Consider the following 25,390-nt stretch of genomic DNA (forward strand, 5'->3'; position numbering starts at 1 on the left):
CGACATCCAGATCACTGGATGCCTGTTTATGCCTCGAAAACCTTAATGCGGAGTTAAGGTGCGTTTTCGCGCGTCGATCTCAGGCCGCTAGACTGTCGAAAAGCCCGCGCCCGTCGGTCCCGCCGACCAGATCCTCGACGAAGTTCTCCGGGTGCGGCATCATCCCGAGGACGTTCCCGGTCTCCGACAGGACGCCCGCGATGGCGTTGAGGGAGCCGTTGCGGTTCGCCTCGACGGTGATCGCGCCGGTCGCGTCGCAGTAGCGGAAGGCGACCCGGCCCTCGCCCTCGATCCGCGCCAGGGTCTCGGGATCGGCGAAGTAGTTGCCTTCGCCGTGGGCGACGCAGACGTCGATCACCTGGCCCTGGGTGTAGGCGCTGGTGAAGCGGGTGTCGGTGCGCTCCACCCGGAGCGTCTGCCGGTGGCAGATGAAGCGCCGGTCGATGTTGCGCATCAGCACGCCGGGCAGCAGGCCCGATTCGCACAGGATCTGGAAGCCGTTGCAGATACCGAGCACGAGGCCGCCGCGGGCCGCGTGGGCCCGGACCGCGTCCATGGCCGCGGCCCGGCCGGCGATGGCGCCGCAGCGCAGGTAGTCGCCGTACGAGAAGCCGCCGGGCAGGACGGCGAGGTCGGTGCCGGCGGGGAGCGCGTGGTCCGCGTGCCAGACGAGGCTCACCTGCGCGCCGGAGCGCCGCAGGGCCCGGACGACGTCCGACTCGCGGTTGGAACCCGGGAAGACGACGACCGCGGCGTGCATCAGAGGATCTCGATCGCGTAGTTCTCGACGACGGTGTTGGCCAAGAGCTTCTCGCAGGCCGTGCGCAGCGTCGCCTCGGCGGCGGCGCCGTCGACTGCCGACACCTCAATGTCGAAGACCTTGCCCTGACGGACGCCGTCGACGCCCTCGATGCCGAGGGACCTGAGGGCGGCCTCGATCGCCTTGCCCTGCGGGTCCAGCACACCGGTCTTCAGGGTGACGATGATACGGGCTTTCATGGATCTACGGGTCTCACGCGTGTCAGGACGGGGGTGTGACCTGCGACAACGTCACACAGACCGTCGCCGGTCGCTTCTAACAGGAAGGCCGGCGCACTGTCGAACACGCCGCACGCATAGGGATCATTCCGCTGCTGGATGCAACTTGAACGGAAAAGTCGCCCGTGCGCGCTCGTTCAGCGATGCGCCGCCGGAGCCGGGCCCCGCAGGGGCTCGATGCTGGTCGCCCGGCGCCAGAGCTGGAGCATGATCCAGGCCGCGAACAGGCTGAACAGCCCCATTAGGACGTGCCCGACCCGGTCGCCGAGATCGAAGATGCCCGCGATGGCCCAGCCCGCCGCGATGGCCACGGCGAACACCTCGGTGCCGACGAGGACCATCATGCTGATGATGGTGATGGCGTTGCGCCCGTTCACGAGATCCGCCCTCGAAAAGATTTCGGGCCCCGGACGAACCGTCCGGGACCCGCGCAGCTAGCCCACAGAGGCGGGGCGATGCAACCGACCGGACGGCGCCGGAGCGGTCCGGCCTCAGCGCGGCGCGCGCTTGGCCAAGATCCGCTGCAGGGTCCGCCGATGCATGTTGAGGCGCCGGGCGGTCTCGCTGACGTTGCGGCTGCACAGCTCGTAGACGCGCTGGATGTGCTCCCAGCGGACCCGGTCGGCCGACATCGGGTTCTCGGGCGGGTCGGCCCGCTCGCCCGGCTGCGCCATCAGCGTGCCGTGGATCTCGTCGGCGTCGGCGGGCTTGGCGAGGTAGTCGAAGGCGCCGAGCTTCACCGCGGTGACCGCGGTGGCGATGTTGCCGTAGCCGGTGAGGATCACGCCGCGGGCCTCGGGCCGGCGCTCCTTGAGGCGGGCGATCACGTCGAGGCCATTGCCGTCGCCGAGGCGCATGTCGATCACCGCGAAGGCGGGCGCGCGCGCCTCGACGGCGGAGACGCCGTCCGCGACGCTGTCGGCCACCTGCACGTGGTAGCCGCGGCTCTCCATGGCGCGCGCGAGGCGGGTCTGGAAGGGCTTGTCGTCGTCGACGATCAGCAGGCTGCGGTCGGAGAAGGCGGCCAGCGGATCGGCATCGTTGATCACGGCGGGGTCGGTCGCCGCCGAGGTCCCGGGCTGCGTGAGCATCCGGCACTCCTTTCGCGTTTTCGTCGTCGGGTTCTTGGTCTGTCCCTCATATAGGTACGGCATCGCCCGGTGGCAGGGGGGCGCGGATACTGAGTTCCGGAGAATGTCGCGGCGCGGCGCCGCGCTCGAAGATGTGCCGGGCCCAGGAGACGCGCACGATCGCCCCGTGGGCGTCCGGCGCCGCGACGTTCATCAGGGCGAGCTGCGCTCCCGAGCGCTCGATCAGGGTCTTGGCGATGAACAGCCCGAGGCCGAGGCCGGCCCCCACGGTCCCACCGGATTGCGGCCGGTCGTGGCTGCGGGTGGTCACGTAGGGCTCGCCCGCCCGCAGCAGCACCTCGCTGGAGAAGCCCGGGCCGTCGTCGCGGATCTCGATCCAGACCCGGTCGGGCGTCCAGCGCCCCTCGACGGTGACGCCGGCCTCGGCGAAGTCGACGGCGTTGTCGAGGATGTTGGCGAGCCCGAACATGACGCCCGGGTTGCGCCGGCAGGCCGGCTCCGGCCCCTCGCCGGCGCTGGTGACGGCGAGGGCAGCGCCGAGTGCCCGCTGCGGCGCCACCAGCTCCTCCACGAGGTGGCTGAACGTCACCGTCTCCAGGAAGCCGGCCCCGGCCCCGTCCCCGTCGAGGGAGGTCAGCTTGCCGAGGATGCCGCGGCAGCGGTCGACCTGCTCGCGCAGCAGGTTGAGATCCTCCGCCACCGCCGGCGAGGCGGTGGGGCCGAGCTGGCGGATCAGCTCCTTGGTCACCACCATGATCGTGCCCAGCGGCGTGCCCAATTCGTGGGCAGCCGCGGCCGCGAGCCCGTCGAGCTGCGACAGGTGCTGCTCGCGGGCGAGCACCAGCTCGGTGGCGGCGAGCGCCTGGGCGAGGAGCCGGGTCTCCTCGGCGACCCGCCACGCGTAGACGCCCGTGAAGGCGGTGCCGAGGAGGATCGCGGTCCAGACGCCGGAGACGTACAGGAACGGCAGCTCGATCCGCCCGTCCGCGAACCAGGGCAGGGGCCGGTGCACCAGGGCGAGCAGCGTCGCGAGGCCCACCGCCAGGAGGCCCAGCGCCAGGGTCCGCTCGGGGGGCAGGGCGGTGGCGGAGATCAGCACGGGGGCGAGGAACAGCAGCGAGAACGGGTTCTGGAGCCCGCCCGTGAGGAACAGCAGGGCCGCGAGCTGCACGATGTCGAAGGCGAGGAGCAGGGCCGCGGAATCGTCGCTGAGCCGGTAGCTCGCCGGGAAGCGGATCCGCAGGGCGAGGTTCAGCCAGGACGAGGTGGCGATCACCAGGAAGCACCAGCCGAACGGCAGCGGCAGGCCGAGGCCGAACTGCGCCCCGACGACCGCCGCGCTCTGGCCCGTGATCGCGAGCCAGCGCAGGCGGACGAAGGTGTCGAGCCGCAGGTGTCGCGCGTCGCGACCGAGGCCGCTGAGATCGGTATCGGGCATGGGCTGTAACGGGCTGTATCGGTGCGTCGCCGGACGGACCCGCCGGCGCGGCGTCCCGTGGACTCCCTTCGCATGACGCGGCGATGGGAATCCCGGCACACCGCCCCGGACACGTCGTCGCTGGCGGACGATCGCCCGCGGACGTGGTCACAGGCAAGTCGCCGCAGCTCCGGGATGTTCCGCCCGCGTTCAGGGTGGAGCATTATCCTACCGACTCGGGTTGCAGGGGGTATGGGCCGCGCGGCTCGATGCCCGCGGCCGGAGCGAGACCGCGAGGTGACGATGCTGCTGGCCTATTCCCTGTACGAGGGCGCGCGCGCCCTGATGGCACCCGCCCGCGTCGCCGCCGACCTCACCCGCTACGGGCTGCAGATGCCGGGCAATCCCCTGGCCTACGGACCCTATGCCCGCGCGGTCAGCGCCGGCTGCGAGATGTTCGAGCGCGTCACCCGCCAGTACGGCAAGCCCGCCTTCGGCTTCACCGAGACGGTGGTGGACGGCGCGGCGGTCCCGGTCACCGAGCGGGTGGTCTGGGAGCGGCCGTTCTGCCGCCTGATCGCCTTCGACCGCGCGTTCCCGGCGGCCCCCGCGGAGCCGCAGCCCAAGCTGCTGATCGTCGCGCCGATGTCGGGGCACTACGCCACGCTGCTGCGCGGCACCGTCGAGGCGATGCTGCCGAACCATCGCGTGTTCATCACCGACTGGACCGACGCCCGGATGGTGCCGCTCTTCGCGGGCCAGTTCGATCTCGACGACTACATCGACTACCTGCAGGAGATGTTCGCGGTCCTGGGGCCGGACCTGCACGTCATGGCGGTGTGCCAGCCGGCGGTGCCGGTCTTCGCCGCGGTGGCGCTGATGGAGGCGGCCGACGAGCCGGCGGTGCCGACCTCCATGACCTTGATGGGCGGCCCGATCGACACCCGCCGCTCGCCCACCGCGGTGAACTGCCTCGCGCAGGAGCGTGGCCAGAAGTGGTTCGAGCAGAACACGATCAGCCTCGTGCCGCCGATCTACCCGGGCGCCTGGCGCCGGGTCTATCCGGGCTTCCTGCAGCTGTCGGGCTTCATGGCGATGAACCTCGACCGCCACGTCACCGCCCATTCGGACATGTTCGACCATCTGGTGACGGGCGACGGCGACTCGGCCGAGAAGCACCGCGAGTTCTACGACGAGTACCTCGCGGTGATGGACCTGACGGCCGAGTACTACCTCCAGACCGTGCAGACCGTGTTCGTCGACCACGCCCTGCCGACGGGACAGATGACGCACCGCGGCACGCCGGTCGATCTCGGCGCCATCCGCCGTTGCGCGATCCTGGCGGTCGAGGGCGAGAACGACGACATCTCCGGCGTCGGCCAGACCAAGGCGGCCCTCGACCTGACGCCGAACCTTCCGGAGGCGCGCAAGGCCTACCACCTCCAGGCCGGCGTCGGCCATTACGGGGTGTTCAACGGCTCGCGCTACCGGTCGGTGATCGCCCCCCGCATCGCGGCCTTCATCCGCGCCATGCAGGCGGTTCCGGGCGCGCGGGGCGGCCACCTGCGGCAGGTGGGCTGAGGCGTCCATTCCGGTGCCCGCCGCCCCGGCTGGCCCTCCTCCGCGGGGGGCTCGCGGACTCACACAGCGCGGGCCGAAGGGCGAGGGGATCTCCGGCCTCACGCTCGATCCCGAGCTGCGAAACGCTGTGCGATCCCGTTTCCGATCGATGAAGTCGGCATAGCCGTCATCGCTGCGCTCGCGATGACGGTGCGGGACATGTCGACCGAGACGCCGCGCGCTCCGCGATCATGAATACATAACGCAGTGACGGCCGGGCTGGCGCGGGCCTTGCGAGACGCGGCCCGTGAGTTCGAGCCGCACCGACACAGCCCCTCTCCATGCCGCCGTCGCCCCGAGGCCGGCGGCGGTGCGGACGCGCGCCCGGACGTCGTTGTCACCACGGGCCATTGCGCCCGCGCATCAGAACCGTTCAAACTCGCCCGCAAGGTGCGGGCCGGCGACCGATGCTTGAGATCCGCACCGCCAGGGAGAAGACGATGGACCGCAGGACCTTTCTCAAGGGTTCGGCTGCGCTCGGTTTGGCTGCGCCGCAGCTCGCGCGGCCGGCCCTCGCGCAGGGCGGCAAGGTCCTGCGCTTCGTGCCGCAGGCGAACCTCGCGAATTTCGACCCGATCTGGGGGACCCAGTACGTGGTGCGCAACGCCGGCACCCTCGTCTGGGACATGCTCTACGGCGTCGACGCGCAGCTGAAGCCGCAGCGCCAGATGGTCGAGTCCGAGGAGGTCTCGGGCGACAAGCTCACCTGGACCTTCCGGCTGCGTCCCGGCCTGAAGTGGCACGACGGCGAGCCGGTTTTCGCCAAGGACGTGGTGGCGAGCCTCACCCGCTGGATGGCTCGTGACCCGATCGGCCTGATGATCCGCGGCATCCAGGACGACCTCGCGGCGACCGACGACAGGACCTTCCAGTGGCGCCTGAAGAAGCCGTTCCCGAAGCTGCTCTACGCGCTCGGCAAGACCAACGCGCCGATGGCGCTGATGATGCCGGAGCGGATCGCCAAGACCGACCCGTTCACGCAGATCACCGAGTATGTCGGCTCGGGCCCGATGAAGTTCGTCCGCAACGAGTGGGTGCCGGGCGCCCGGGCGGTGTTCGAGACCTTCACCGACTACAAGCCCCGCGACGAGCCGAATTCCTGGCTCGCGGGCGGCAAGCGCATGCTGGTCGACCGGGTCGAGTGGGTGATCATGCCGGACGCCGCCACCGCCTCGGCGGCCCTGCAGAACGGCGAGGTCGACTGGTGGGAGAACCCGATCTCCGACCTCGTGCCGCTCCTGCGCAAGAACAGCAGCCTCAACGTCGATATCGCCGACCCGCTGGGCAATGTCGGGTCGTTCCGGATGAACCACCTGCACCCGCCCTTCGACAACCCGAAGATCCGCCAGGCCGTCATGACCGCGATGAGCCAGGAGGATTACATGCGTTCGATCGTCGGCGACGACGACAGCCTGTGGAAGACGCTGCCGGGCTTCTTCACGCCGGGGACGCCCCTCTACAGCGAGGCGGGCGGCGGCAATGTCGGCAAGGGCGACATCAAGCTCGGCCAGAAGCTGCTCAAGGAAGCCGGCTACAAGGGCGAGCCGGTGGTCTGCATCGTGGCCCAGGACCAGGGGATCACCAAGGCGCAGGGCGACATCACCGCCGACCTCCTGAAGAAGATGGGCTTCAACGTCGACTTCGTCGCCACCGACTGGGGCACCACCGGCACCCGCCGGGCCTCCAAGGCGCCGCCGTCTCAGGGCGGCTGGAACATGTTCCACACCTGGCACGCGGGCGCCGACTGCATCAATCCGGCGGGCTACCCGGCGGTGCGGGCGAGCGGCGACAAGGCGTGGTTCGGCTGGCCGAACATCCCGCCGGTGGAGACCGCCATCGCCGAGTGGTTCGACGCCGCCGACCCGGCCGCCGAGAAGGCCGCCATCGACAAGGTCAACGCCGCCGCCTGCGAGGGCGTGGTCTACGTGCCCACCGGGTTCTTCCTCGGCTACCAGGCGTGGCGCAAGAACGTCTCGGGCATCGTGAAGGGGCCGATCCCCTTCACCTGGGGCGTGTCGAAGGCGTGATGGCGCCCGCTCTCGCCACATCGGGTCGCCCGACTCGCCCGGTCTCTCGGGCGGGCTCCCGGCTTCGGATACCGCGCTCGGCAACGCGGTCGCGGGACGGGGCGCGGGTCCCCTCTCCTGTCCCTCTCCCGCACGGGAGCGGGGGCGCGTCGCGCTCCGCCGCCGGCGTTCGCGCCCGACCCGGACGCGTGAAGGTCGGCACCCGCGAGGGGGGCAGGGGCGGCCGCACCCGCCGCGCCCTCCCGCCCACAGCCTAGCGAGGCCCCATGCTCGGCTATATCGGCAGGCGCATCCTCGCCACCATCCCGGTCATGGCGGTGGTCGGGCTGTTCGTCTTCAGCCTCCTCTACTTCGCCCCGGGCGACCCGGCGGCGATCATCGCGGGCGACCAGGCGACCCCCGACGACGTCGCCCGCATCCGCGCCACGCTCGGCCTCGACCGGCCGTTCCTGGTGCGGTTCTGGGAATGGTCCTGGCAGATCCTCCACGGGGATCTCGGCACCTCGATCTTCACCAACCTGCCGGTCACCACCATGATCGGCCAGCGGGTGCAGCCCACCGTCTCGCTGATGCTCGTCACCCTGGTCTTCGCCATCGTGGTGGCGGTGCCGCTGGGCGTCGTCGCCGCCTGGAAGGCCGGCAGCCTGATCGACCGCCTCGTGATGGGGCTCGCCGTGACGGGCTTCTCGGTGCCGGTCTTCGTGGTCGGCTACATCCTGGCCTACGTCTTCGCCCTCGAGCTCGGCTGGCTGCCCGTGCAGGGCTACACGCCGATCGAGCAGGGCGTGTGGCCCTGGCTGTCCAACCTGATCCTGCCGGCGGTGACGCTCGGCCTCGTCTACATCGCGCTGATCGCCCGGGTGACCCGCGCGACCATGCTCGACGTGCTCCAGCAGGATTACGTGCGCACGGCCCGGGCCAAGGGGCTGTCGCAGGGGCCGGTCCTGTTCGTCCACGCCCTCAAGAACGCCGCGGTGCCGATCGTCACCGTGATCGGCATCGGCATCGCGTTGCTGATCGGCGGTGCGGTGGTGACCGAGACGGTCTTCGCGATCCCCGGCCTCGGGCGCCTCACCGTCGACGCGATCCTGCGGCGCGACTACCCGGTCATCCAGGGCGTCGTGCTGCTGTTCAGCTTCGTCTACGTGCTCGTGAACCTCGCCATCGACCTCTTCTACACCGTGCTCGACCCGAGGATCCGCTATTGACCGCGACCGTCGCGCCCTTCCCCAGCAGCGCCCCGCAGGCGGGCGCCCCGCCCGAGGGGATCACCCCCAAGGCGCCCCCGCCGCCGGGCCTCGCCGTCGCGGCGCCGCTGCCCGACGTCATCCCGGCCCGCAAGCGCCGGGGCCGGGTCTGGACCTATGTGCGCCGCAACCCGACCATCGTGGTCGGCGGCGTGCTGCTCCTCATCGTCTTCCTGATGGCGGTGCTGGCCCCCTATCTCGGCACCGTCGACCCGACCGCCCTGGCGCCGGCCAAGCGCACCCGGGCCCCGTCGGCGCAGTACTGGTTCGGCACCGACATGCTCGGCCGCGACGTCTACTCGCGGGTGGTCTACGGCGCCCGGGTCTCGCTGCTGGTCGGCTTCTCGGTGGCGTTCCTCGCCTCGGTCGCCGGGCTCGCGGTCGGCCTCGTCTCCGGCATGGTGCGCTGGCTCGACGGGATCGTCATGCGGGTCGTCGACGGCATGATGTCGATCCCGCCGATCCTGCTCGCGGTCGCGCTGATGGCGCTCACCCGCGGCTCGGTCCAGAACGTGATCATCGCGATCACCATCGCGGAGATCCCGCGCGTCGCCCGCCTCGTGCGCGGCGTGGTGCTGTCGCTGCGCGAGCAGCCCTACGTCGAGGCGGCGGTCACCACCGGCACCCGGATGCCGGCGATCATCTGGCGCCACATCCTGCCCAACACGCTGGCGCCCATGACCGTGCAGGCGACCTACATCTGCGCCTCCGCGATGATCACCGAGGCGATCCTGTCGTTCATCGGCGCGGGCGTGCCGCCCTCGACGCCCTCCTGGGGCAACATCATGGCCGAGGGCCGGGCCCTCTGGCAGGTGAAGTTCTACATCATCCTGTTCCCGGCCATCTTCCTCTCGATGACGGTGCTCGCCGTGAACCTCGTCGGCGACGGCCTGCGCGACGCCCTCGACCCCCGCATGGCGAAAGACGTCTGATGAGGACCGGCAGCATGAGCGGCACCCCCCTCCTGTCGATCGAGAACCTGCAGGTCCATTTCCGCACCCCCGACGGGGTGAACCGGGCGGTGGACGGGGTCTCGTTCGCGATCCAGTCGGGCGAGACCCTGGCGATCGTGGGCGAGTCCGGCTGCGGCAAGTCGGTGACCTCGATGTCGATCCTGCGGCTCCTGCCCGAGCCGCCGGCCCGCATCGCCGGCGCCATCAAGTTCGAGGGCAAGAACCTCCTCGACCTGCCGAACAGCGCCATGCGCAAGATCCGCGGCAACGACATCAGCGTGATCTTCCAGGAGCCGATGACCTCGCTGAACCCGGTGCTGACGGTCGGCTGCCAGATCGGCGAGACCCTGCGGCTGCACCAGGGGCTCGGCCGCCGGGAGGCCGAGGAGCGGGCCGTGGAGATGCTGACGCTGGTCGGCATCCCCGAGCCGCGGCGCCGGGTGCGGGAATACCCGCACCAGCTCTCCGGCGGCATGCGCCAGCGGGTGATGATCGCCATCGCGCTCGCCTGCTCGCCGAAGCTCCTGATCGCCGACGAGCCGACCACGGCGCTGGACGTGACCATCCAGGCCCAGATCCTCGACCTGATGCGCGACCTGAAGGCCCGGGTCGGGGCCGCGATCATGCTGATCACCCACGATCTCGGCGTGGTGGCCGAGGTCGCCGACCGGGTGGTGGTGATGTATGCCGGCCGCAAGGTCGAGGAGGCGCCGGTCCGCGAGCTGTTCCGGTCGCCGCGCCACCCCTACACCCGCGGCCTGATGGGGGCGGTGCCGAAGCTCGGCGCCGTCGAGCACGGCGCCGACGCGCGGCTCGCCGAGATCCCCGGCATGGTCCCGAGCCTGAAGGGCCGGATCGAGGGCTGCGTCTTCGCCGGGCGCTGCCCGGACGTCACCGACCTGTGCCGCGCCTACGCGCCGGCCCTGGAGCCGAAGGCGCCGGGCCACCTCGCCGCCTGCCACTACGCGCCGAAGGACGCCCTCGCGGCATGAGCGCCACGCCCGCACCCGCCGCCCGCACCCTGCTGGAGGTCAACGACCTCAAGAAGCACTTCGCCCTCGGCGGCGGCCTGTTCGGCCAGTCCAAGCGCGTGCTCAAGGCGGTGGACGGCCTGTCCTTCACGGTGGCCCGGGGCGAGACCCTCTCGCTCGTCGGCGAGTCCGGCTGCGGCAAGTCCACCGTCGCCAAGGCGCTGATGCGCCTCTATGCGCCCACCGCCGGCCAGGTGGTGCTCGACGGGCGCCGCATCGACGACCTCTCGGCCGGGGCGCTCCGGCCCCTGCGGCGCCACATCCAGATGGTGTTCCAGGACCCGTTCTCGTCGCTCAACCCGCGGATGCGGGTGCGGGCGATCCTGGCCGAGCCGATCCGCAATTTCGGCCTCGCCCGGAACAGCGCCGACCTGGAGAGCCGGCTGGCCAGCCTGATGGAGCGGGTCGGCCTGCCGCGCGAGGCGCTGGGGCGCTTCCCGCACGAGTTCTCCGGCGGGCAGCGCCAGCGCATCGGCATCGCCCGGGCGCTCGCCGCCGAGCCGGACCTGATCATCTGCGACGAGGCGGTCTCGGCCCTCGACGTCTCGGTGAAGGCGCAGATCGTCAACCTGCTGCGCGACCTGCAGCGCGAGCTCGATCTCGCGATGCTGTTCATCTCGCACGACCTCGCCATCGTCGAGCACATGACCCACCGCGTCGCGGTGATGTATCTCGGCAAGATCGTCGAGATCGGGCCGCGCCGCGATCTCTTTCTCGCGCCCAAGCACCCCTACACGCAGGCGCTGCTCTCGGCGGTGCCGATCCCCGAGCCCGGGGCCGGGCGCACCCGCATCGTGCTCAAGGGCGACGTGCCGAGCCCGATCAACCCGCCCTCCGGCTGCCGCTTCCACACCCGCTGCCCGCACGCCTTCGACCGCTGCCGGACCGAGGTGCCGGGACTCGACGCGGTCGGCGCCGGCCACTTCGCCGCCTGCCACCTCAACGACACGGCCGTGCCCGCCCGGGCGGCCTGACGGCGCCGTCCTCGCGAGCGCAGCGAAGCGACCCAGGGCAGCGCGCGATCCCCGAGCGTGGCGGATCCCTGGGTCGCTTCGCTCGCGAGGACGGGTCGGATTCCCGCGAACCACATCCGGAGTCTCTCGTGCAGCACGACCTCATCCTGAAGGGCGCCCGGGTCATCGACCCGTCGCAGAACCACGACGGGATCTGCGACGTCGCCTTCGCGGACGGCCGCGTCTCGGGCTTCGGCCGCGACCTGCCGGCGGGCCCCGGCACGCAGGTGCGCGACATGGAAGGCGCGATCGTCACGCCGGGCCTGATCGACCTGCACACCCATGTCTACTGGGGCGGCACCTCGCTCGGCATCGACGCCGACGATTTCTGCCGGACCTCGGGGGTGACCACCTCGGTCGATACCGGCAGCGCCGGGCCCGGCAATTTCGCCGGCTTCCGCAGCCACGTGATCGAGCGGTCGCAGGCGCGGATCCTCGCATACCTGCACGTCTCCTTCGCGGGCATCTTCGGCTTCTCGAAGACCATCATGGTCGGCGAGAGCGAGGACCCGCGGCTCATGGCGCCCCGGGAGGCGGTCGAGGTCGCCGACGCCAACCGGGACGTGATCGTCGGCATCAAGGTCCGGGTCGGGCGCCACGCCTCGGGCGACCAGGGCACCGCGCCGCTCGACATCGCCCTGCAGGTCGCCGAGGAGACCGGCCTGCCGCTGATGGCCCATATCGACGAGCCGCCGCCGAGCTACGAGGAGGTGCTGGCCATGCTGCGGCCCGGCGACGTGCTGACCCACGCGTTCCGGCCCTTCCCGAACTCGCCCATCACGGCCCAGGGCGCCGTGAAGCCGGCGCTCCGCGAGGCGCGGGCGCGGGGCGTGATCTTCGACATCGGCCACGGCAAGGGCTCGTTCGCCTTCAGGACGGCGCGGGCCATGCTGGCGGGCGGCTTCCTGCCCGACACGATCTCGTCGGACGTGCACCAGCTCTGCATCGAGGGGCCGGCCTTCGACCAGGTCACCACCATGTCGAAGATGCTCTGCCTCGGCATGAGCCTCACCGACGTGATCGCCGCCTCCACGGTGAACGCCGCCGTGGCGCTGAAGCGGATGGAGTACGGGACCCTGAAGGTCGGGGCGCTGGGCGACGCCACCGTGCTGGCGGTGCGGGACGGCGCGTTCGACTACGTCGACACGCGCGGCGAGCACATGACGGGCGACCGGCGGATCACCGCCGAGGGCGTGGTGCTGAAGGGCCGGTGGTGGCACCCGGCCTGACCCGTCGGGCCTGACGATCGGGACGAAGATCCCATCGCATACAAAATATCGACCTTTACAGCCTCTTCCGCGGGCCGATACACTTTCCCGTGAGGGGCGGACCATCTCCGGCCCTCAGCGAAACGCGGTTCAAACCGCGGCGCCAGGGAGGATGGATGGACACGGGTCAGCCTCTGCTGGAGGTCGACGGCGTCACGCTCCGCTACAAGACGCCCGAGCACCTCGTCACGGCCACCTACCGGGTGAGCTTCCGGGTCTGGCCCGGGGACCGCTTCGTGCTGCTCGGGCCGTCCGGATGCGGGAAGTCGACCCTGCTCAAGGCGGTGGGCGGCTACATGGCGCCGACCGAGGGCGAGATCCGCCTGAAGGGGCGCCCGGTCACCGAGCCCGGCCCCGACCGGATGATGGTGTTCCAGGAATTCGACCAGCTCCTGCCGTGGAAGACGGTCCGGCAGAACGTGGTCTTCGCCCTCGAGGCCTCGGGCCGGCTGAAGGGTCGCGAGGCCCTGGACCGGGCGAACCTCTACATCGACAAGGTCAACCTCACGAAGTTCGCCGACAGCTACCCCCACACCCTGTCGGGCGGCATGAAGCAGCGCGTCGCGATCGCCCGCGGCATGGCGATGGAGCCCGACATCCTGCTGATGGACGAGCCCTTCGCGGCGCTCGACGCGCTGACCCGGCGGCGCATGCAGGACGAGCTGCTGGCCCTGTGGGAGGGCACGCGCTTCACCGTGCTGTTCGTCACACACTCGATCCCTGAGGCGATCAAGGTCGGCTCGCGCATCCTGCTGCTCTCGCCCCATCCCGGCGAGGTGAAGGCCGAGCTCAACAGCGCCGCGTCGCCGGAGGCGGCGCTGCAGCTCGAGGGCCGGATCCAGCACATGCTGTTCTCGGAAGAGATCCAGGAGGCGGAGAATGTCTAGCGCGCAAGCCCTGAGCGGCGCCCCGCTGGCCGGGCCGAGCGCCGCGCCGCGTCTGTCGTCCCTGCCGCCGTCCGGCCGGCCCGAGATCGTGCGCGAGACCGGCCACGCCCACGGCGCCGCGGTGGTGGAGAAGCCGCTGTCGATCACCGAGCGCCTCTACAACCAGGCGTGGCTGCGCAAGATCGTGATCCTCGTGCTCCTCGCCGGGATCTGGGAGGCCTACGGGCGCTATCTCGACAACGACCTCCTGTTCCCGACCTTCACGGCGACCGTGGAGGCCTTCTTCCGGGGCATCGCGGACGGCACGCTGCCGGCCCGGGCCTGGAGCTCGCTGAAGGTACTGCTCATGGGCTACGCCGCCGGCGTCGCCCTGGCGACCGTGCTCACCGGCGTCGCCATCGCGTCGCGGATCGGGACCGACCTGCTCGAGACGCTGACGTCGATGTTCAACCCGCTGCCGGCGATCGCGCTCCTGCCCCTGGCGCTGATCTGGTTCGGCCTGGGCAACGGCAGCCTGATCTTCGTGCTGGTCCACTCGGTGACCTGGGCGATCGCCCTCAACACCCATTCGGGCTTCCTGTCGGTCAGCCGCACGCTCAAGATGGTCGGGCGCAATTACGGACTGTCGGGCCCGCGGCTGATCGGCAAGATCCTGATCCCGGCGGCCTTTCCCTCGATCCTCACCGGCCTGAAGGTCGGCTGGGCCTTCGCGTGGCGCACCCTGATCGCCGCCGAGCTGGTCTTCGGGGTGTCGTCCGGGGCGGGCGGCCTCGGCTGGTTCATCTTCGAGAACAAGAACATGCTCGACATCCCGAACGTGTTCGCCGGGCTGCTCACCGTGATCCTGATCGGTCTCGTGGTCGAGAACCTGATCTTCCAGACGATCGAGCGGCGCACCGTCCAGCGCTGGGGCATGCAGGCCTGAGCGGGGGCGGGCCGGGCGGAGCGCTCCGGCCGCGCTCCGCCCGAGGCCGGCCCCGATCTCTGCGGAGACGTGTCTTCTCACATGTTGCTCGAATAGAGATCGAACTTCTCTGTTGCGACGGTGCGGCGAACGTTTTCTTCCTATAGGCTCCGCTTACGACCCCCGGAGCCCGTTCCCGTGAGCCCTGACGCCCCATCCAAGACGGCCCCGACGCCGGCCCGCCCCGAACGGGGTGGCCGGTCGGACACGGCCGCCTCGGTCTTGCCCGGCATCGGCCTGTGCGCGGTGATCACCGCGGTGGCGATGGCCGCGCAGGCGGTAGAGGAGCGGGTCGCCGGTCACCCCTACATCGAGGCCCTGGTCCTGGCGATCCTGATCGGCATCGCGGTGCGGACCGCCTGGACGCCCCCGGCACGGTTCCGCACCGGCATCGCCTTCTCGGCCAAGCAGCTCCTCGAGGTCGCCGTGGTGCTGCTCGGCGCCTCCCTGAGCCTCGGGGCGATCCTCGCCTCCGGCCCGGCGCTGCTGGCCGGCATCGTCGGGACCGTGGTGCTCGGCATCGCCGCCAGCGTGGCGATCTGCCGGGCGCTCGGGCTGCCGGCCCGGATGGCGATCCTGGTGGCCTGCGGCAACGCCATCTGTGGCAACTCGGCCATCGCGGCGGTCGCGCCCGTGATCGGCGCGGAGGCGAAGGACATCGCCGCCGCCATCGCGTTCACCGCCGTCCTCGGCGTGCTGATGGTGCTCGGGCTGCCGCTGTTCGTGCCCCTCGCGGGCATGACCGACAACCAGTACGGGGTGCTGGCGGGGCTCACCGTCTACGCGGTGCCGCAGGTCCTGGCCGCGACCGTCCCGGTGAGCCTGCTGTCGACCCAGGTCGGCACCCTGGTCAAGCTGGTGCGGGTGCTGATGCTCGGCCCGGTCGTGGTGGTGTTCTCGCTGATCGCCCCGCGTCTGCCGCAGGCGGCGGGGGCGCCGCCGGCGCCGTCCCGTCCGGGCTTCACCAAGCTGGTGCCCTGGTTCATCCTCGGCTTCCTGGCGCTGGCCACCCTGCGCTCCCTGGGCCTCGTCCCGGACCCGGCGGTGAAGCCGCTGACCCAGCTCGCCGGCGTGCTCACGGTCCTGTCCATGGCCGCCCTCGGCCTCGGGGTCGACGTCCGGGTCCTGGCCCGGGTCGGCGGCCGGGTCACCCTCGCGGTCACCGCCTCCCTAGCGGTCCTGATCGCCCTCAGCCTGACGCTGATCCGCGCTCTCGGGATCGGGTGACGCCGCGCGCGGTCTTTCCCGCCGCGCGGGCTCCCGACCCGTGTAACAGGCATTCCATCGGCACCTTTGTGCAGGTGACCGGAGCCTTTCGCGCCGGCGATCCGGCCCATCCGCACCGAAAAGCGCTTCGGGTGATCATCCCTCAGTCAAGACCGTCTTGACACATACGCGGTTTTTGCTTTGGAACCGCAGGCATCGTCGTCGAAAGCTTCGTGTGGACTCGCGCAGTGCCTGAAAAGAATCCCGAGAACAGCCTCAGGTTGGTCACGCTGGTGGGCGAGATCGTCGCCGCCTACGTCTCGAACAATTCCGTTCCGCCGACGGCCCTGCCCGAGCTGATGGCGAGCGTGCACGCGGCCCTGGCATCCCTCGACGGGCAGGCGCCGGCGGCCGCGGTCGAGCCGGCCGTGGAGCGGCCGACGCCGGCCCAGATCCGCAAGTCGGTCCAGGAGGACGGGATCGTCAGCTTCATCGACGGCCGGACTTACAAGACCCTGAAGCGCCACCTCACCGCCCACGGCCTGACGCCGGAGCGGTACCGCGAGCGCTACGGTCTGCCGGACGATTACCCGATGACGGCGCCGGGCTACGCCGCGCAGCGCTCCGCGCTGGCGAAGGCGATCGGCCTCGGCGTGCCCGGCGGGCGCGTCGATCAGCGCAGGACGGGCACCGGCGGCTGATCGGCGGCGCGGCGCGGGGCCGCGCGCGGCGCGGTCTCGCTCCGCCGCCCCAGGAACGGCAGCACCTGCGCGGGGGCCGGCTCGGATCGGCCGGGCTCGGCGCGGCCCGGGCGGCCGAACGTGTCGGCCCAGCTCAGTTTGATCACCCGGTTGTCCGCGGCCGCGGGCTCCTCCGCGGGGCGCGGCGCCTTGCGGTTCGCGGCGCCGATCCAGCGCACGATCCGGTGCTCGCGCCCGCGGCGGAGCACCGGCGGCAGATTCGTCTCGCTGCGCTTGCGGTTCTGCCGGATGTCGTCGGTCTTGTCTGAGATCGACACGCTCGATAACCCTGTCCCCGTGCGAGGTGCGGGCGGGGACGGATAGCGGGTGCAGCCGTGGATCCGCCGGGGTGCTCCACCCTCGACAACGGCGCTATCCTACTGAACTTGCAGAATCCGGACAGGGCGGTCCCGTCCAAAAAACTTGTCTCTGCGTCCCAGATTGGCCCGTCCGGGGCCGGAACGGCTCAGGAGGCGCGCGCGCCCGGCACCGCGGCGAGCAGGGTGCGGGTGTAGGCGTGCTCCGGCGCGGCGAACAGGTCCGCGGTGCCCCGCATCTCCACGATGGCGCCGCGGTGCATCACGGCGATCCGGTCGCAGATCGTGGCGGCCACCCGCAGATCGTGGGTGATGAACAGCATCGCCAGCGACAATCTCTGCTTCAGGTCCTCCAGCAGGTCCAGCACCTGCCGCTGGACCGAGACGTCCAGCGCCGAGACCGCCTCGTCGGCCACCAGCACGTCCGGCTCCATCGCGAGCGCTCGGGCGATGCCGATGCGCTGGCGCTGCCCGCCCGAGAAGGCGTTGGGGTAGCGGGCGGCGGCCTTCGGATCGAGACCGACGAGGTCGAGGAGGCTGCGCGCCCGCTCCCGGGCCTCGGCGGCCGGGACCCCGTGGGCGATGGGGCCCGCCGTGATGATCTGCTCCACGGTGCGCCGCGGGTTCAGCGACGCGAACGGGTCCTGGAAGATCATCTGGATCCGGCTGCGCTTGTCGCGCAGGTCGCCGCTCTTGAGCGCCGTGTAGTCGAGTTCGCCCAACCGGACCGTGCCGCCGTCGGGCTCGATCAGCCGGATCGCGAGCCGCGCCGTGGTCGACTTGCCGGAGCCGGATTCACCGACGATCCCCAGGGTCTCGCCGCGGCGGACGTCGAACGAGACCTCCTTGACGGCCGCGACGACCCGCGGCTTGCCGAACAGGCCGGAGCGCCCGGAATAGGTCTTGGACAACCGGTTCACGGAGAGCGCGACCGGGGCCGCCTCCAGGGGCGGGCGCGGCGGCGGCGTCAGGCTCGGGACGGCGGCGAGCAGCGCCTTGGTGTAGGGCGCCTGCGGATTGCGCAGCACGGCCTCGGCGGTGCCGGATTCGACCAGCCGTCCGCGCTGGAGCACCGCCACGTGGTCGGCGATCTCCGCCACCACGCCGAAATCGTGGGTGATGAACAGGACGCTCATCCCGCGCTTCCGCTGCAGGTCGCGGATCAGCCGGAGGATCTGGGCCTGGGTGGTGACGTCCAGCGCCGTGGTCGGCTCGTCGGCGACCAGCACCGAGGGCTCCAGCGCCAGCGCCATGGCGATCATCGCTCGCTGCCGCTGGCCGCCGGAGAGCTGATGCGGGTAGGCCCGCACCGCCTCCTCGGGGTTGGGAAGCCCGACCTCGGTGGCGAGCGCCACCGCCCGGGCCCAGCGCGCGCTGCGGGTGAGCAGGTTGTGCGCCTCGAACATCTCGGCGATCTGGTCGCCGATCCGCATCACCGGGTTCAGCGCCGTCATCGGCTCCTGGAACACCATGGCGATGCGCCGGCCGCGCAAGCTGCGCCAAGCGGGCTCGTCGAGGGTCAGGAGATCCCGGCCCTCGAACAGGATCGTGCCGGCGGTGGGTTTCAGCGCCCGGGGCAGGAGGCCGGTCAGCGCGTAGGCGCTCATCGACTTGCCCGAGCCCGATTCCCCGACGACGCACAGGATCTTCCCGGCCTCGAGGTCGAGGTTCAGGCCCTCGACCGCGTGCGGGCGATCGGCGCCCTTGGGGAGCGCGATCGTCAGATCGCGGATGCGGACGACCGGCTCGCTCATCGTGTCAGGCCCTCGCTGTGCGGCGGCGGAGGATGTCGGGTCCGGCCTCGGCCAGATCCCAGAACAGGCCGGCCATGATCGCCAGGCCCTCGCGGGTGCCGGAGGCGAGCATGTGCTCGTCGGGCCCGTGCTGGCGGCAGGCCGGGTAGGAATGCGGTACCCAGAGGGTCGGCAGGCCCAGAATCTCCGAGAAGGCGTCGTTCGGCAGCGAGCCGCCGAGATTGGGCAGCAGCGCCGGCTTTTTTCCGCTGCTCGCCTCGATCGACTGGAGCGCCCACTCGACCCAGGGATCCTCCACGGGCAGCCGCGTCGCCTGGAAGACTTCCGCGGCGCGGGCCGGTCGGACCTCGATCATCGGGAAGCCGTGCGCGTCGAGATGGGCGCGCACGTTCCGGATCAGGTTCTGCCAGTCGGTGCCGACCACGAAGCGCAGCTGCAGGGTCGCCTTGGCGTGGGGCGGTACGGCGTTGAGCGGCCCGTCCGGGTCGCCGGTCTTGAAGGCCAGCACCTCCAGCGTGTTCCAGGCGAAGACCCGCTCGGCCGGGGTGAGGCCCGGCTCGCCCCAGTCGGTGTCGATCGTGGGCGCGGTCGGATCCTCGCCGACCCGGATGTCGGCGAGCGCCGCGCGCACGCCCTCGGGGATCGGCGGCGGCCGGAGGGCGTCCACCAGGATGCTGCCGCGGGCATCGACCATCGAGGCGATTGCCGAGGCCAGCACCGTGCCGGGGTTGCGCAGCAGGCCGCCCCAGTTGCCGGAATGGTGCGGGCCTTCCCGCAGGTTCAGGCTCAGCTCGAAATTGTAGGCGCCGCGGGAGCCGAGGAAGAGGGTCGGGCGCTCGCCGTTGAGGCGGGGGCCGTCCGAGGCGATCAGCACGTCGGACCGCAGAGCCTCGGCCTGCTCGCGGCAGAACGGCCGCAGGCCCGGGGAGCCCGATTCCTCGCCCATCTCGATCAGCAGCTTCACGTTGAAGCCGAGACGGCCCTCGCGGGCCGCGATCACCTGCTCCAGGGCGGCGAGGTTGAGGACGTGCTGGCCCTTGTTGTCGGCGGTGCCGCGCCCGTACCAGCGGTCGCCCTCGACCACGATCTCCCAGGGGCCCAGGCCCTCGCGCCACTGCTCGGGGTAGCCCCGCACCGTGTCGCCGTGGCCGTAGATCAGCACGGTCGGCAGGTCCGGGCCCTCGCGCCGCTCGGCGATCAGGAACGGGCCGTGCACCCCGTCGGGGTTGGGGAAGATCTTCGGGGTCTCGAAGCCGAGGCGGGCGACCAGCGGCGCGATGAAGGCGTCGAGATAGGCGCGGAGCGCCGCCTCCTGGCCGGGGGCCTGGCTCTCGGTCGGCATCGCCACCGCCTCCCGCAGGAGCGCGAGGAACGCGCCCGAATCGAAGGCCTCTGTGGCGCGCGCGATGGCGGCGTCTCGCGTCATGGTGTGATCTCAGGCGAAGGAAAGGGGTGTCATTTGTTCGCGCGGGCGGCCCCACCCGTCATTGCGAGCGTAGCGAAGCAACCCAGGGAAGCGGGACCTCCCGGCAGCGTGGCGCCGCCCTGGATTGCTTCGCTGCGCTCGCAAAGACGACGGCATCAATGGCGTGCCTCGGGGGCGGTGATGTCGCGCAGGCCATCACCTAAGAGATTGATCGCCAGCACGAGGAGGAGGAGCGCCACGCCCGGGATGGTGATCACCCAGGGCTGGAAGAACATGTACTGCTTGCCCTCGGCGATCATCAGGCCCCAGGAGGGCAGGGGCGGCTGGACGCCGAGCCCGAGGAACGACAGGGCGGCCTCCAGCAGGATCGCGTGGGCCATCTCCAGGGTCGCCACGACGATCAGGGCGTTCATGATGTTGGGCAGGATCTCCTGGCGGATGATGCGCAGGTCGGTCAGCCCCGCGGCGCGGGCGGCCGAGATGAAGTCCTGGTTGCGGATCTGCTGGGTCGCGGCCCGGGTCACCACGGCGAAGCGGTCCCAGAGCAGGAAGCCCAGCACCAGCACCACCACCTTCAGGGAGCCGCCGACCAGCGCCGCCATGGCGAGCGCCACCAGCACCACCGGCATGGCGAGCCGCGTGGTCACGACGTAGCTCACCACCGAATCGACCCAGCCGCCGAAATAGCCGGCGCATAAACCGAGGGTCGTGCCGATCAGCCCGGAGATCAGCGCCGCCGAGATCCCGATCAGGAGGGAGATCTGGCCGCCGTAGAGGAGGCGGCTGAGGTAGTCGCGGCCGAGCTTGTCGGTGCCGAGCACGTGGTCCCAGGTGCCCTTGGCCTGCCAGATCGGCGGGATCAGGCGGCGGGACACGTCCTGCGCGTAGGGGTCGTGCGGCGCGATGAGCGGGGCGGCGAGCGCCGCCAGCACGATCAGCCCGAGGATCCCGGCCCCGATCAGGAAGCCGGTGTGGCGCAGGCCCCGGCGCAGGATCAGGCGGGTGGGGGAGGGGACCGGCGCCAGCGCGACCGGCGCGTCCGGGGGCAGGGCGGGGGCGGCGAGCGCCGCCGTGTCGGGGGGGAGGCTCATCGGCGGATCCTCACGACTGGCGCAGGCGCGGGTCGAGGAAGGCGTTCAGCAGGTCGGCCGCCAGCGTCAGGCCGATATAGATCATGGCCAGCACCAGCACGATCGCCTGGACGACGGGGAAGTCGTTGCGGGCGATGGATTCCCAGGCGAGCTGCCCGAGGCCCTGGAGCGAGAACACCGCCTCGATCACGATCGAGCCGCCGAGCATGAAGCCGAACTGCACCGCCGACAGGGCGATCACCGGGATCACGGCGTTGCGGAGCGCGTGCCGCACCAGGATCTTCCGGGGCGGCAGCCCCTTGGCGCGGGCGGTGCGGACGTAGTCGGAGGCCAGCACCTCCAGCATGCCGTTGCGGGTGAGCCGCATCACCGCCGGCATCGCGTAGTAGCCGAGCGCCACTGCGGGCAGGACGAAGTTCTTCCAGGTGGCGTTGCCCGAGACCGGCAGCCAGCGGAGGTTGACGGAGAAGATCAGGATCAGCGTCAGGCCGAACCAGAAGCTCGGCATCGCCTGGCCCAGCACCGAGACGGCGAGCGCCGTCCGGTCGATCCACGTGTCCCGCTTCACGGCGGCGACGACGCCGAGGGGAATGGCCACGAACAGCGCCACGGCCAGCGCGATGATGCCGAGATAGAGGGTGATCGGCAGGCGGGCGGCCAGCAGGTCGATCACGCTCTCACGGAAATAGAAGGAGTTGCCGAAGTCGAGGTGCAGCGCCCGCCAGCCCCAGGTGAGGAACTGGGTCAGCAGCGGCTGGTCCAGGCCGTAATCCTGGCGGATCTGGGCGATCTGCGGCCCGGTGGCCTCAGGGCCGGCGATGGCCGTGGCGAGGTCGCCCGAGAGGTGGAGGAGCAGGAAGCTCGCCACCGAGACCGTGAAGGCCACCGCCAGGGCGACCAGCACGCGCCGGAACGTGAAGGCCAGCATGGCTCAGGCTCCTGCTGTTTCCCGTCGATCACGTCGGATCATGACGGAGCGTTCTCTCCTCCCCTGGCGATCCCGGGTTTGCCCGGGATCGCTCAAGCTTGCGGGGAGGAGCCGGAGGTGGGGGTGGTTCAGGATCGAGCGGAGCGGTGCCGTCTGCACCACCCCCACCCCTGCCCCCTCCCCGCAAGGGGGAGGGGAAAAGCGGCGCGCTACGGCCACCGCCGTCACTTCCACGACGCCGCGTAGAAGCGCGCCACCTCGTCGGGCTGGGCGGTGAAGTTGAGGTCCGACGTGAAGGCGTAGTTGGTCGAGTAGGAGAACATCGGCAGGGCGTAGGCCTGCGCGGCGATCCGCTGGAGCGCCTTAGCGTAGGCGGCCTTGCGCTTCTCGGGATCCATGGAGCTGTCGCCCTCCTGCAGGTCGGCGATCACCTGCGGATCCTTGGTCAGGTCCTCCTCGCCGCCGCGGAAATACACCCCGTCGAAGGCCGAGACGGCGACCACCGAGAACGACCCCCAGGTCTGGTAGCCGATCGAGGTCTTGCCGGCCCGCAGCGCGTCGCGGAACGCCGCGTAGCGCAGGTAGTTGAGCCGCGCCTTGATGCCGACGGCGCCGAGATAGCCGATCACCGCCTCGGCGTAGTCGCGCTCGCGATAGGCGCCGAGGTCGATCTCGAACCCGTTCGGGTAGCCGGCTTCCTTGAGCAGCGCCTTGGCCTTGGCGGGGTCGTAGGGGTAGCGCATCACCCCCTGGTCGGTGCAGCCGAACTGGTCGACGAAGCACAGCGCGTTCATCACCCGCGAGGCGCCGCGCACGAGGTTGTCGACCATCGCCTTGCGGTCGATGGCGTAGGAGATCGCCTGCCGGACGCGCACGTCCTTGAGCGGCGAGTTCTCCTTCGCCCGGCCCAGCGTGTCGAACTGCAGGAACCCGACCCGCATCGTCTCGGAATTGAGGACCGTGATGTTGGGCGCGGCGCGCAACTGCTCGGCCTGGTCGCTCGGCACCCGCCAGATCCAGTCGACGCCGCCGGTCATCAACTCGGCCATCCGGCTCTCGCCGTCCGGGATGACGCGGAACTGCAGCTTGCCGATCTTCGGCTTACCCAGAGGGCTCTCGGCCCAGTACTTGTCGAACCGCTCCATGGAGACGCCGCGGCCGCTGTCGACCTTGGTGATCCGGTACGGGCCGCTGCCGACCGGCGCCTTGGCGAAACCGTCGAGGCCGACCTTCTTGAAGTAGTTGGCCGGGAAGATCGGGGTCGGGCCGGCGAGGTATTCCAGCGCCGCCGGGAACGGGGCCTTCAGGTGGATGCGCACGCTGTGCGGGCCGGTCACCTCCACCGACTTCATCCAGTCGACGTTCTGGCGGGTGACCGTGCGCGCTTCGGGGGTCAGCACGTAGTTGAACGTGAAGGCCACGTCCTCCGGCCCGAGCGGGTCGCCGTTGTGGAAGACCACGCCCTCGCGGATCGTGAGGTCGAGGGTCGTGTCGTCCGCCCATTTCCAGGCGGTCGCCAGGAACGGCTTGTAGGTGCCGTCCTTGGGATCCCGGTACAGCAGCGTGTCCCAGCAGTTCCGGGCTAGGATCACGCCCTCGCGGGCGCTGTTGTGGTACGGGCTGACGTTCTCGGGCTCGCTGTCCGACGCGTAGACCAATGTGTCGTTGGCCTTGCCGGCCAGCGCCGGGTGGGCAGCGATCAGGGTCGCGAACGAGGCGGCCAAGGTGGCGGCCAGGGTGGCGGCTCGGGTGAGGGTCCGTAGCGGCATGCAGGCTCCGACGGCGCGGCGGACAGGCCCGGCGGACGGTTCCGCGGCTGCCGCGTTTTTCACCCTGCCATGGTGTTGTGCATCTGGGATCGCAACAAGTAGAATTTAGCGAGTGCTGCGTTGCCGTATCGGCAATGTGCACGGCACCATACAGCGCATCGAGCACGATAATGCAGAGTACGGGCCTGCGCTACTTCCTGGCCGTGGCCCGCACCGGGTCGATCGCGGCCGCCTCGTCCCAGCTCAACGTCGCGGCCTCGGCGATCAGCCGGCAGATCGCCAACCTGGAGGCTGAGCTCGACTGCGTGCTGTTCGAGCGCCGCCCGCGCGGCATGGTGCCGAGCCCGGCCGGTGAGCTGCTGGCGCAGCACGCCCATCAGGTGCTGATCCGCTCCGAGCAGGTGGTCACCGAGATCCGGGAGCTGGAAGGGCTCGCCCGCGGGCTGATCCGGGTCGCCTGCTCGGAGGGCTTCTCCCTCGACATCGTGCCGAACGCGATCGCGGCCTTCCACGCGGCCCATCCCGGCATCCGCTTCGAGGTCACGGTCCAGCCCCCGGCCCAGGTCACCCAGACGGTGTCGGTGGGGGATGCCGATCTCGGGATCACCTTCGCGCTGACACCCACCGCGCAGGTCGAGGTGCTCTACGACGGGCAGGTCGACATGCTGGCGCTGGCCGCGCCCGACCATCCCCTCGCGCGGGCTCCAGCCCTGCGCCTCGTCGACCTGCTGGAGTATCCCGTCGCCCTGCCGACCCGGGACACGACCCTGCGGCAGGTCTTCGACGCCGCCTGCGCGCACGAGGGCATCGCGGTGGAGCCGGTGCTGACCTCCAACACGCTCTCGGCGCTGCTGCCCTTCGTGCGGCGCTCCCGCGGCATCGCCCTGATGTCGGCGCTGTCGGTGCAGACGCCCCTGCGGCTCAACGAGCTTGTCAGCCTGCCGATCCAGTCCCGGACGAGCCTCGCCCGGAGCGTGAAGATCCAGGCGATGCGCGACCGGCGGCTGCCGAAGGCGGTGCGGGCATTCCTGCGCCAGCTGCTCGACGCGCTGCCACCCCCGCGCTCGCCGTGACCCTCGACGCGCTCGGCCCGCGGCTCTGCATCCTGGGGCCGTCGAACAGCGGTAAGTCCACCCTGGCGGTCGCCATCGCGCGGGCGCGCGGCCTGCCGCCGGTCCACCTCGACCGGCTGTACCACCAGCCGGGCACCGACTGGGATCCGCGGCCCTTCGCGGAGTTCCAGGCCCTGCACGACGCGGCGATCCGCGAGCCGCGCTGGGTCATGGACGGCACCTATGCCCGGTGCCTGCCGCAGCGTCTGGAGCGGGCGACGGGCGTGATCCTCCTCGACGTCCCGACCGCCACCGGCCTGATCCGCTACCTGCGCCGGTCGTGGTTCGTGCGCGACCGGCTCGGCGCCCTCGACGGCGGCCGGGACAGCGTGAAATGGGCGATGATCTGCCACATCGCCGTCACCGAGCGCGGGAACCGGGCGCGCGACGCGGCCCTGTTCGACCGCGTCGCCCTGCCCAAGATCCGGCTCGCCGCGGGGGCCGGCCTAGCCGGCTTCTACCGCGCGGAGGGACTGAGCCGGTGACCGGGC

General features: G+C 70.9%; 24 protein-coding genes. 13 read left to right on the forward strand and 11 right to left on the reverse strand.

The annotated features are described in order from the left end of the window. Positions 1-79: 79 nt before the first annotated feature. From purQ to BM419_RS15960, 5 genes are all read right to left on the reverse strand, one after another. Positions 80-760, reverse strand: coding sequence for a phosphoribosylformylglycinamidine synthase subunit PurQ (gene purQ / locus BM419_RS15940; RefSeq protein WP_091681000.1), 681 nt, complete (start codon positions 758-760; stop codon positions 80-82). Further along, positions 760-999, reverse strand: a complete 240-nt coding sequence (gene purS / locus BM419_RS15945) for a phosphoribosylformylglycinamidine synthase subunit PurS (RefSeq protein ID WP_091926995.1) — start codon at positions 997-999, stop codon at positions 760-762. Before purS ends, purQ begins: the two co-directional genes overlap by 1 nt. Before the next feature lie 176 nt (positions 1,000-1,175). Continuing rightward, positions 1,176-1,415, reverse strand: coding sequence for a hypothetical protein (locus BM419_RS15950; protein WP_012321282.1), 240 nt, complete (start codon positions 1,413-1,415; stop codon positions 1,176-1,178). 114 nt (positions 1,416-1,529) lie between these two features. Next, complete coding sequence (locus tag BM419_RS15955) at positions 1,530-2,129, reverse strand: ActR/PrrA/RegA family redox response regulator transcription factor (protein WP_012321283.1); 600 nt, start codon at positions 2,127-2,129, stop codon at positions 1,530-1,532. A gap of 46 nt (positions 2,130-2,175) precedes the next feature. Continuing rightward, positions 2,176-3,567, reverse strand: coding sequence for an ActS/PrrB/RegB family redox-sensitive histidine kinase (locus BM419_RS15960; RefSeq protein WP_020093985.1), 1,392 nt, complete (start codon positions 3,565-3,567; stop codon positions 2,176-2,178). Between the two features lie 282 nt (positions 3,568-3,849). Here BM419_RS15960 and phaZ point away from each other — a divergent pair, with 282 nt between their 5' ends. The 11 genes from phaZ (at position 3,850) to BM419_RS16015 (ending at position 16,463) form a co-directional block, all read left to right on the forward strand. Continuing rightward, positions 3,850-5,127 (forward strand): polyhydroxyalkanoate depolymerase, encoded by a 1,278-nt coding sequence (gene phaZ, locus BM419_RS15965; RefSeq protein WP_020093984.1) that lies wholly within the window; start codon positions 3,850-3,852, stop codon positions 5,125-5,127. 479 nt (positions 5,128-5,606) lie between these two features. After that, a complete protein-coding gene (locus BM419_RS15970) occupies positions 5,607-7,193 on the forward strand; it encodes an ABC transporter substrate-binding protein (protein ID WP_091926996.1) in 1,587 nt (528 codons plus the stop codon). A gap of 266 nt (positions 7,194-7,459) precedes the next feature. Continuing rightward, positions 7,460-8,401, forward strand: coding sequence for an ABC transporter permease (locus BM419_RS15975; protein ID WP_020093982.1), 942 nt, complete (start codon positions 7,460-7,462; stop codon positions 8,399-8,401). 59 nt (positions 8,402-8,460) lie between these two features. After that, positions 8,461-9,372, forward strand: coding sequence for an ABC transporter permease (locus tag BM419_RS15980; protein WP_026605053.1), 912 nt, complete (start codon positions 8,461-8,463; stop codon positions 9,370-9,372). Then, positions 9,372-10,385, forward strand: a complete 1,014-nt coding sequence (locus tag BM419_RS15985) for an ABC transporter ATP-binding protein (protein ID WP_091926997.1) — start codon at positions 9,372-9,374, stop codon at positions 10,383-10,385. The genes BM419_RS15980 and BM419_RS15985 overlap by 1 nt, the downstream gene beginning before the upstream one ends. Beyond that, positions 10,382-11,398, forward strand: a complete 1,017-nt coding sequence (locus BM419_RS15990) for an ABC transporter ATP-binding protein (RefSeq protein WP_091926998.1) — start codon at positions 10,382-10,384, stop codon at positions 11,396-11,398. The genes BM419_RS15985 and BM419_RS15990 overlap by 4 nt, the downstream gene beginning before the upstream one ends. A 128-nt stretch (positions 11,399-11,526) precedes the next feature. After that, complete coding sequence (locus tag BM419_RS15995; protein ID WP_091926999.1) at positions 11,527-12,666, forward strand: amidohydrolase/deacetylase family metallohydrolase; 1,140 nt, start codon at positions 11,527-11,529, stop codon at positions 12,664-12,666. Positions 12,667-12,821: 155 nt separating this feature from the next. Then, the gene (locus BM419_RS16000) at positions 12,822-13,592 is read left to right on the forward strand and encodes an ABC transporter ATP-binding protein (RefSeq protein WP_091927000.1); all 771 of its coding nucleotides are present in this window, start codon (positions 12,822-12,824) and stop codon (positions 13,590-13,592) included. Next, a complete protein-coding gene (locus BM419_RS16005; RefSeq protein ID WP_020093976.1) occupies positions 13,585-14,517 on the forward strand; it encodes an ABC transporter permease in 933 nt (310 codons plus the stop codon). The genes BM419_RS16000 and BM419_RS16005 overlap by 8 nt, the downstream gene beginning before the upstream one ends. 177 nt (positions 14,518-14,694) lie before the next feature. Beyond that, positions 14,695-15,783, forward strand: a complete 1,089-nt coding sequence (locus BM419_RS16010) for a YeiH family protein (protein ID WP_091927001.1) — start codon at positions 14,695-14,697, stop codon at positions 15,781-15,783. Between the two features lie 227 nt (positions 15,784-16,010). Beyond that, positions 16,011-16,463, forward strand: coding sequence for a Ros/MucR family transcriptional regulator (locus BM419_RS16015; RefSeq protein ID WP_026605051.1), 453 nt, complete (start codon positions 16,011-16,013; stop codon positions 16,461-16,463). Here BM419_RS16015 and BM419_RS16020 read toward each other — a convergent pair. The 6 genes from BM419_RS16020 to BM419_RS16045 form a co-directional block, all read right to left on the reverse strand. Continuing rightward, positions 16,436-16,780, reverse strand: a complete 345-nt coding sequence (locus BM419_RS16020; protein ID WP_091927002.1) for a hypothetical protein — start codon at positions 16,778-16,780, stop codon at positions 16,436-16,438. The two genes, BM419_RS16015 and BM419_RS16020, sit on opposite strands and share 28 nt — an antisense overlap. 188 nt (positions 16,781-16,968) lie before the next feature. After that, positions 16,969-18,573 (reverse strand): ABC transporter ATP-binding protein, encoded by a 1,605-nt coding sequence (locus tag BM419_RS16025; protein WP_091927003.1) that lies wholly within the window; start codon positions 18,571-18,573, stop codon positions 16,969-16,971. 4 nt (positions 18,574-18,577) lie between these two features. Further along, positions 18,578-19,999: a M20 family metallopeptidase gene (locus BM419_RS16030; RefSeq protein WP_091927004.1), complete on the reverse strand. Its 1,422-nt coding sequence runs from the start codon at positions 19,997-19,999 to the stop codon at positions 18,578-18,580. Between the two features lie 155 nt (positions 20,000-20,154). Further along, a complete protein-coding gene (locus tag BM419_RS16035) occupies positions 20,155-21,090 on the reverse strand; it encodes an ABC transporter permease (protein WP_091927005.1) in 936 nt (311 codons plus the stop codon). A gap of 10 nt (positions 21,091-21,100) precedes the next feature. Then, complete coding sequence (locus BM419_RS16040; protein WP_042669601.1) at positions 21,101-22,018, reverse strand: ABC transporter permease; 918 nt, start codon at positions 22,016-22,018, stop codon at positions 21,101-21,103. A gap of 224 nt (positions 22,019-22,242) precedes the next feature. Further along, positions 22,243-23,787 (reverse strand): ABC transporter substrate-binding protein, encoded by a 1,545-nt coding sequence (locus tag BM419_RS16045; protein WP_091927006.1) that lies wholly within the window; start codon positions 23,785-23,787, stop codon positions 22,243-22,245. A 170-nt stretch (positions 23,788-23,957) separates the two neighbouring features. Here BM419_RS16045 and BM419_RS16050 point away from each other — a divergent pair, with 170 nt between their 5' ends. Continuing rightward, complete coding sequence (locus BM419_RS16050) at positions 23,958-24,860, forward strand: LysR family transcriptional regulator (RefSeq protein WP_091927007.1); 903 nt, start codon at positions 23,958-23,960, stop codon at positions 24,858-24,860. Then, positions 24,857-25,384 carry a P-loop NTPase family protein gene (locus tag BM419_RS16055; protein WP_091927008.1) on the forward strand — a complete coding sequence of 176 codons (528 nt, stop codon included), beginning with the start codon at positions 24,857-24,859 and terminating at the stop codon, positions 25,382-25,384. The genes BM419_RS16050 and BM419_RS16055 overlap by 4 nt, the downstream gene beginning before the upstream one ends. Positions 25,385-25,390 lie beyond the last annotated feature (6 nt).

The organism is Methylobacterium sp. yr668, from assembly GCF_900116245.1.
Taxonomy (GTDB): Bacteria; Pseudomonadota; Alphaproteobacteria; order Rhizobiales; family Beijerinckiaceae; genus Methylobacterium.

Coding starts and splice junctions, on each gene's coding strand:
- BM419_RS15970 (WP_091926996.1), top strand. CDS start 5,607: ATGGACCGCAGGACCTTTCTCAAGGGTTCGGCTGCGCTCGGTTTGGCT.
- BM419_RS15975 (WP_020093982.1), top strand. CDS start 7,460: ATGCTCGGCTATATCGGCAGGCGCATCCTCGCCACCATCCCGGTCATG.
- BM419_RS16000 (WP_091927000.1), top strand. CDS start 12,822: ATGGACACGGGTCAGCCTCTGCTGGAGGTCGACGGCGTCACGCTCCGC.
- phaZ (WP_020093984.1), top strand. CDS start 3,850: ATGCTGCTGGCCTATTCCCTGTACGAGGGCGCGCGCGCCCTGATGGCA.
- BM419_RS15955 (WP_012321283.1), bottom strand. CDS start 2,129: ATGCTCACGCAGCCCGGGACCTCGGCGGCGACCGACCCCGCCGTGATC.
- BM419_RS16045 (WP_091927006.1), bottom strand. CDS start 23,787: ATGCCGCTACGGACCCTCACCCGAGCCGCCACCCTGGCCGCCACCTTG.
- BM419_RS15990 (WP_091926998.1), top strand. CDS start 10,382: ATGAGCGCCACGCCCGCACCCGCCGCCCGCACCCTGCTGGAGGTCAAC.
- BM419_RS16050 (WP_091927007.1), top strand. CDS start 23,958: ATGCAGAGTACGGGCCTGCGCTACTTCCTGGCCGTGGCCCGCACCGGG.
- purQ (WP_091681000.1), bottom strand. CDS start 760: ATGCACGCCGCGGTCGTCGTCTTCCCGGGTTCCAACCGCGAGTCGGAC.
- BM419_RS16040 (WP_042669601.1), bottom strand. CDS start 22,018: ATGCTGGCCTTCACGTTCCGGCGCGTGCTGGTCGCCCTGGCGGTGGCC.
- BM419_RS16030 (WP_091927004.1), bottom strand. CDS start 19,999: ATGACGCGAGACGCCGCCATCGCGCGCGCCACAGAGGCCTTCGATTCG.
- BM419_RS15985 (WP_091926997.1), top strand. CDS start 9,372: ATGAGGACCGGCAGCATGAGCGGCACCCCCCTCCTGTCGATCGAGAAC.
- BM419_RS15960 (WP_020093985.1), bottom strand. CDS start 3,567: ATGCCCGATACCGATCTCAGCGGCCTCGGTCGCGACGCGCGACACCTG.
- BM419_RS16035 (WP_091927005.1), bottom strand. CDS start 21,090: ATGAGCCTCCCCCCCGACACGGCGGCGCTCGCCGCCCCCGCCCTGCCC.
- BM419_RS16025 (WP_091927003.1), bottom strand. CDS start 18,573: ATGAGCGAGCCGGTCGTCCGCATCCGCGATCTGACGATCGCGCTCCCC.
- BM419_RS16005 (WP_020093976.1), top strand. CDS start 13,585: ATGTCTAGCGCGCAAGCCCTGAGCGGCGCCCCGCTGGCCGGGCCGAGC.
- purS (WP_091926995.1), bottom strand. CDS start 999: ATGAAAGCCCGTATCATCGTCACCCTGAAGACCGGTGTGCTGGACCCG.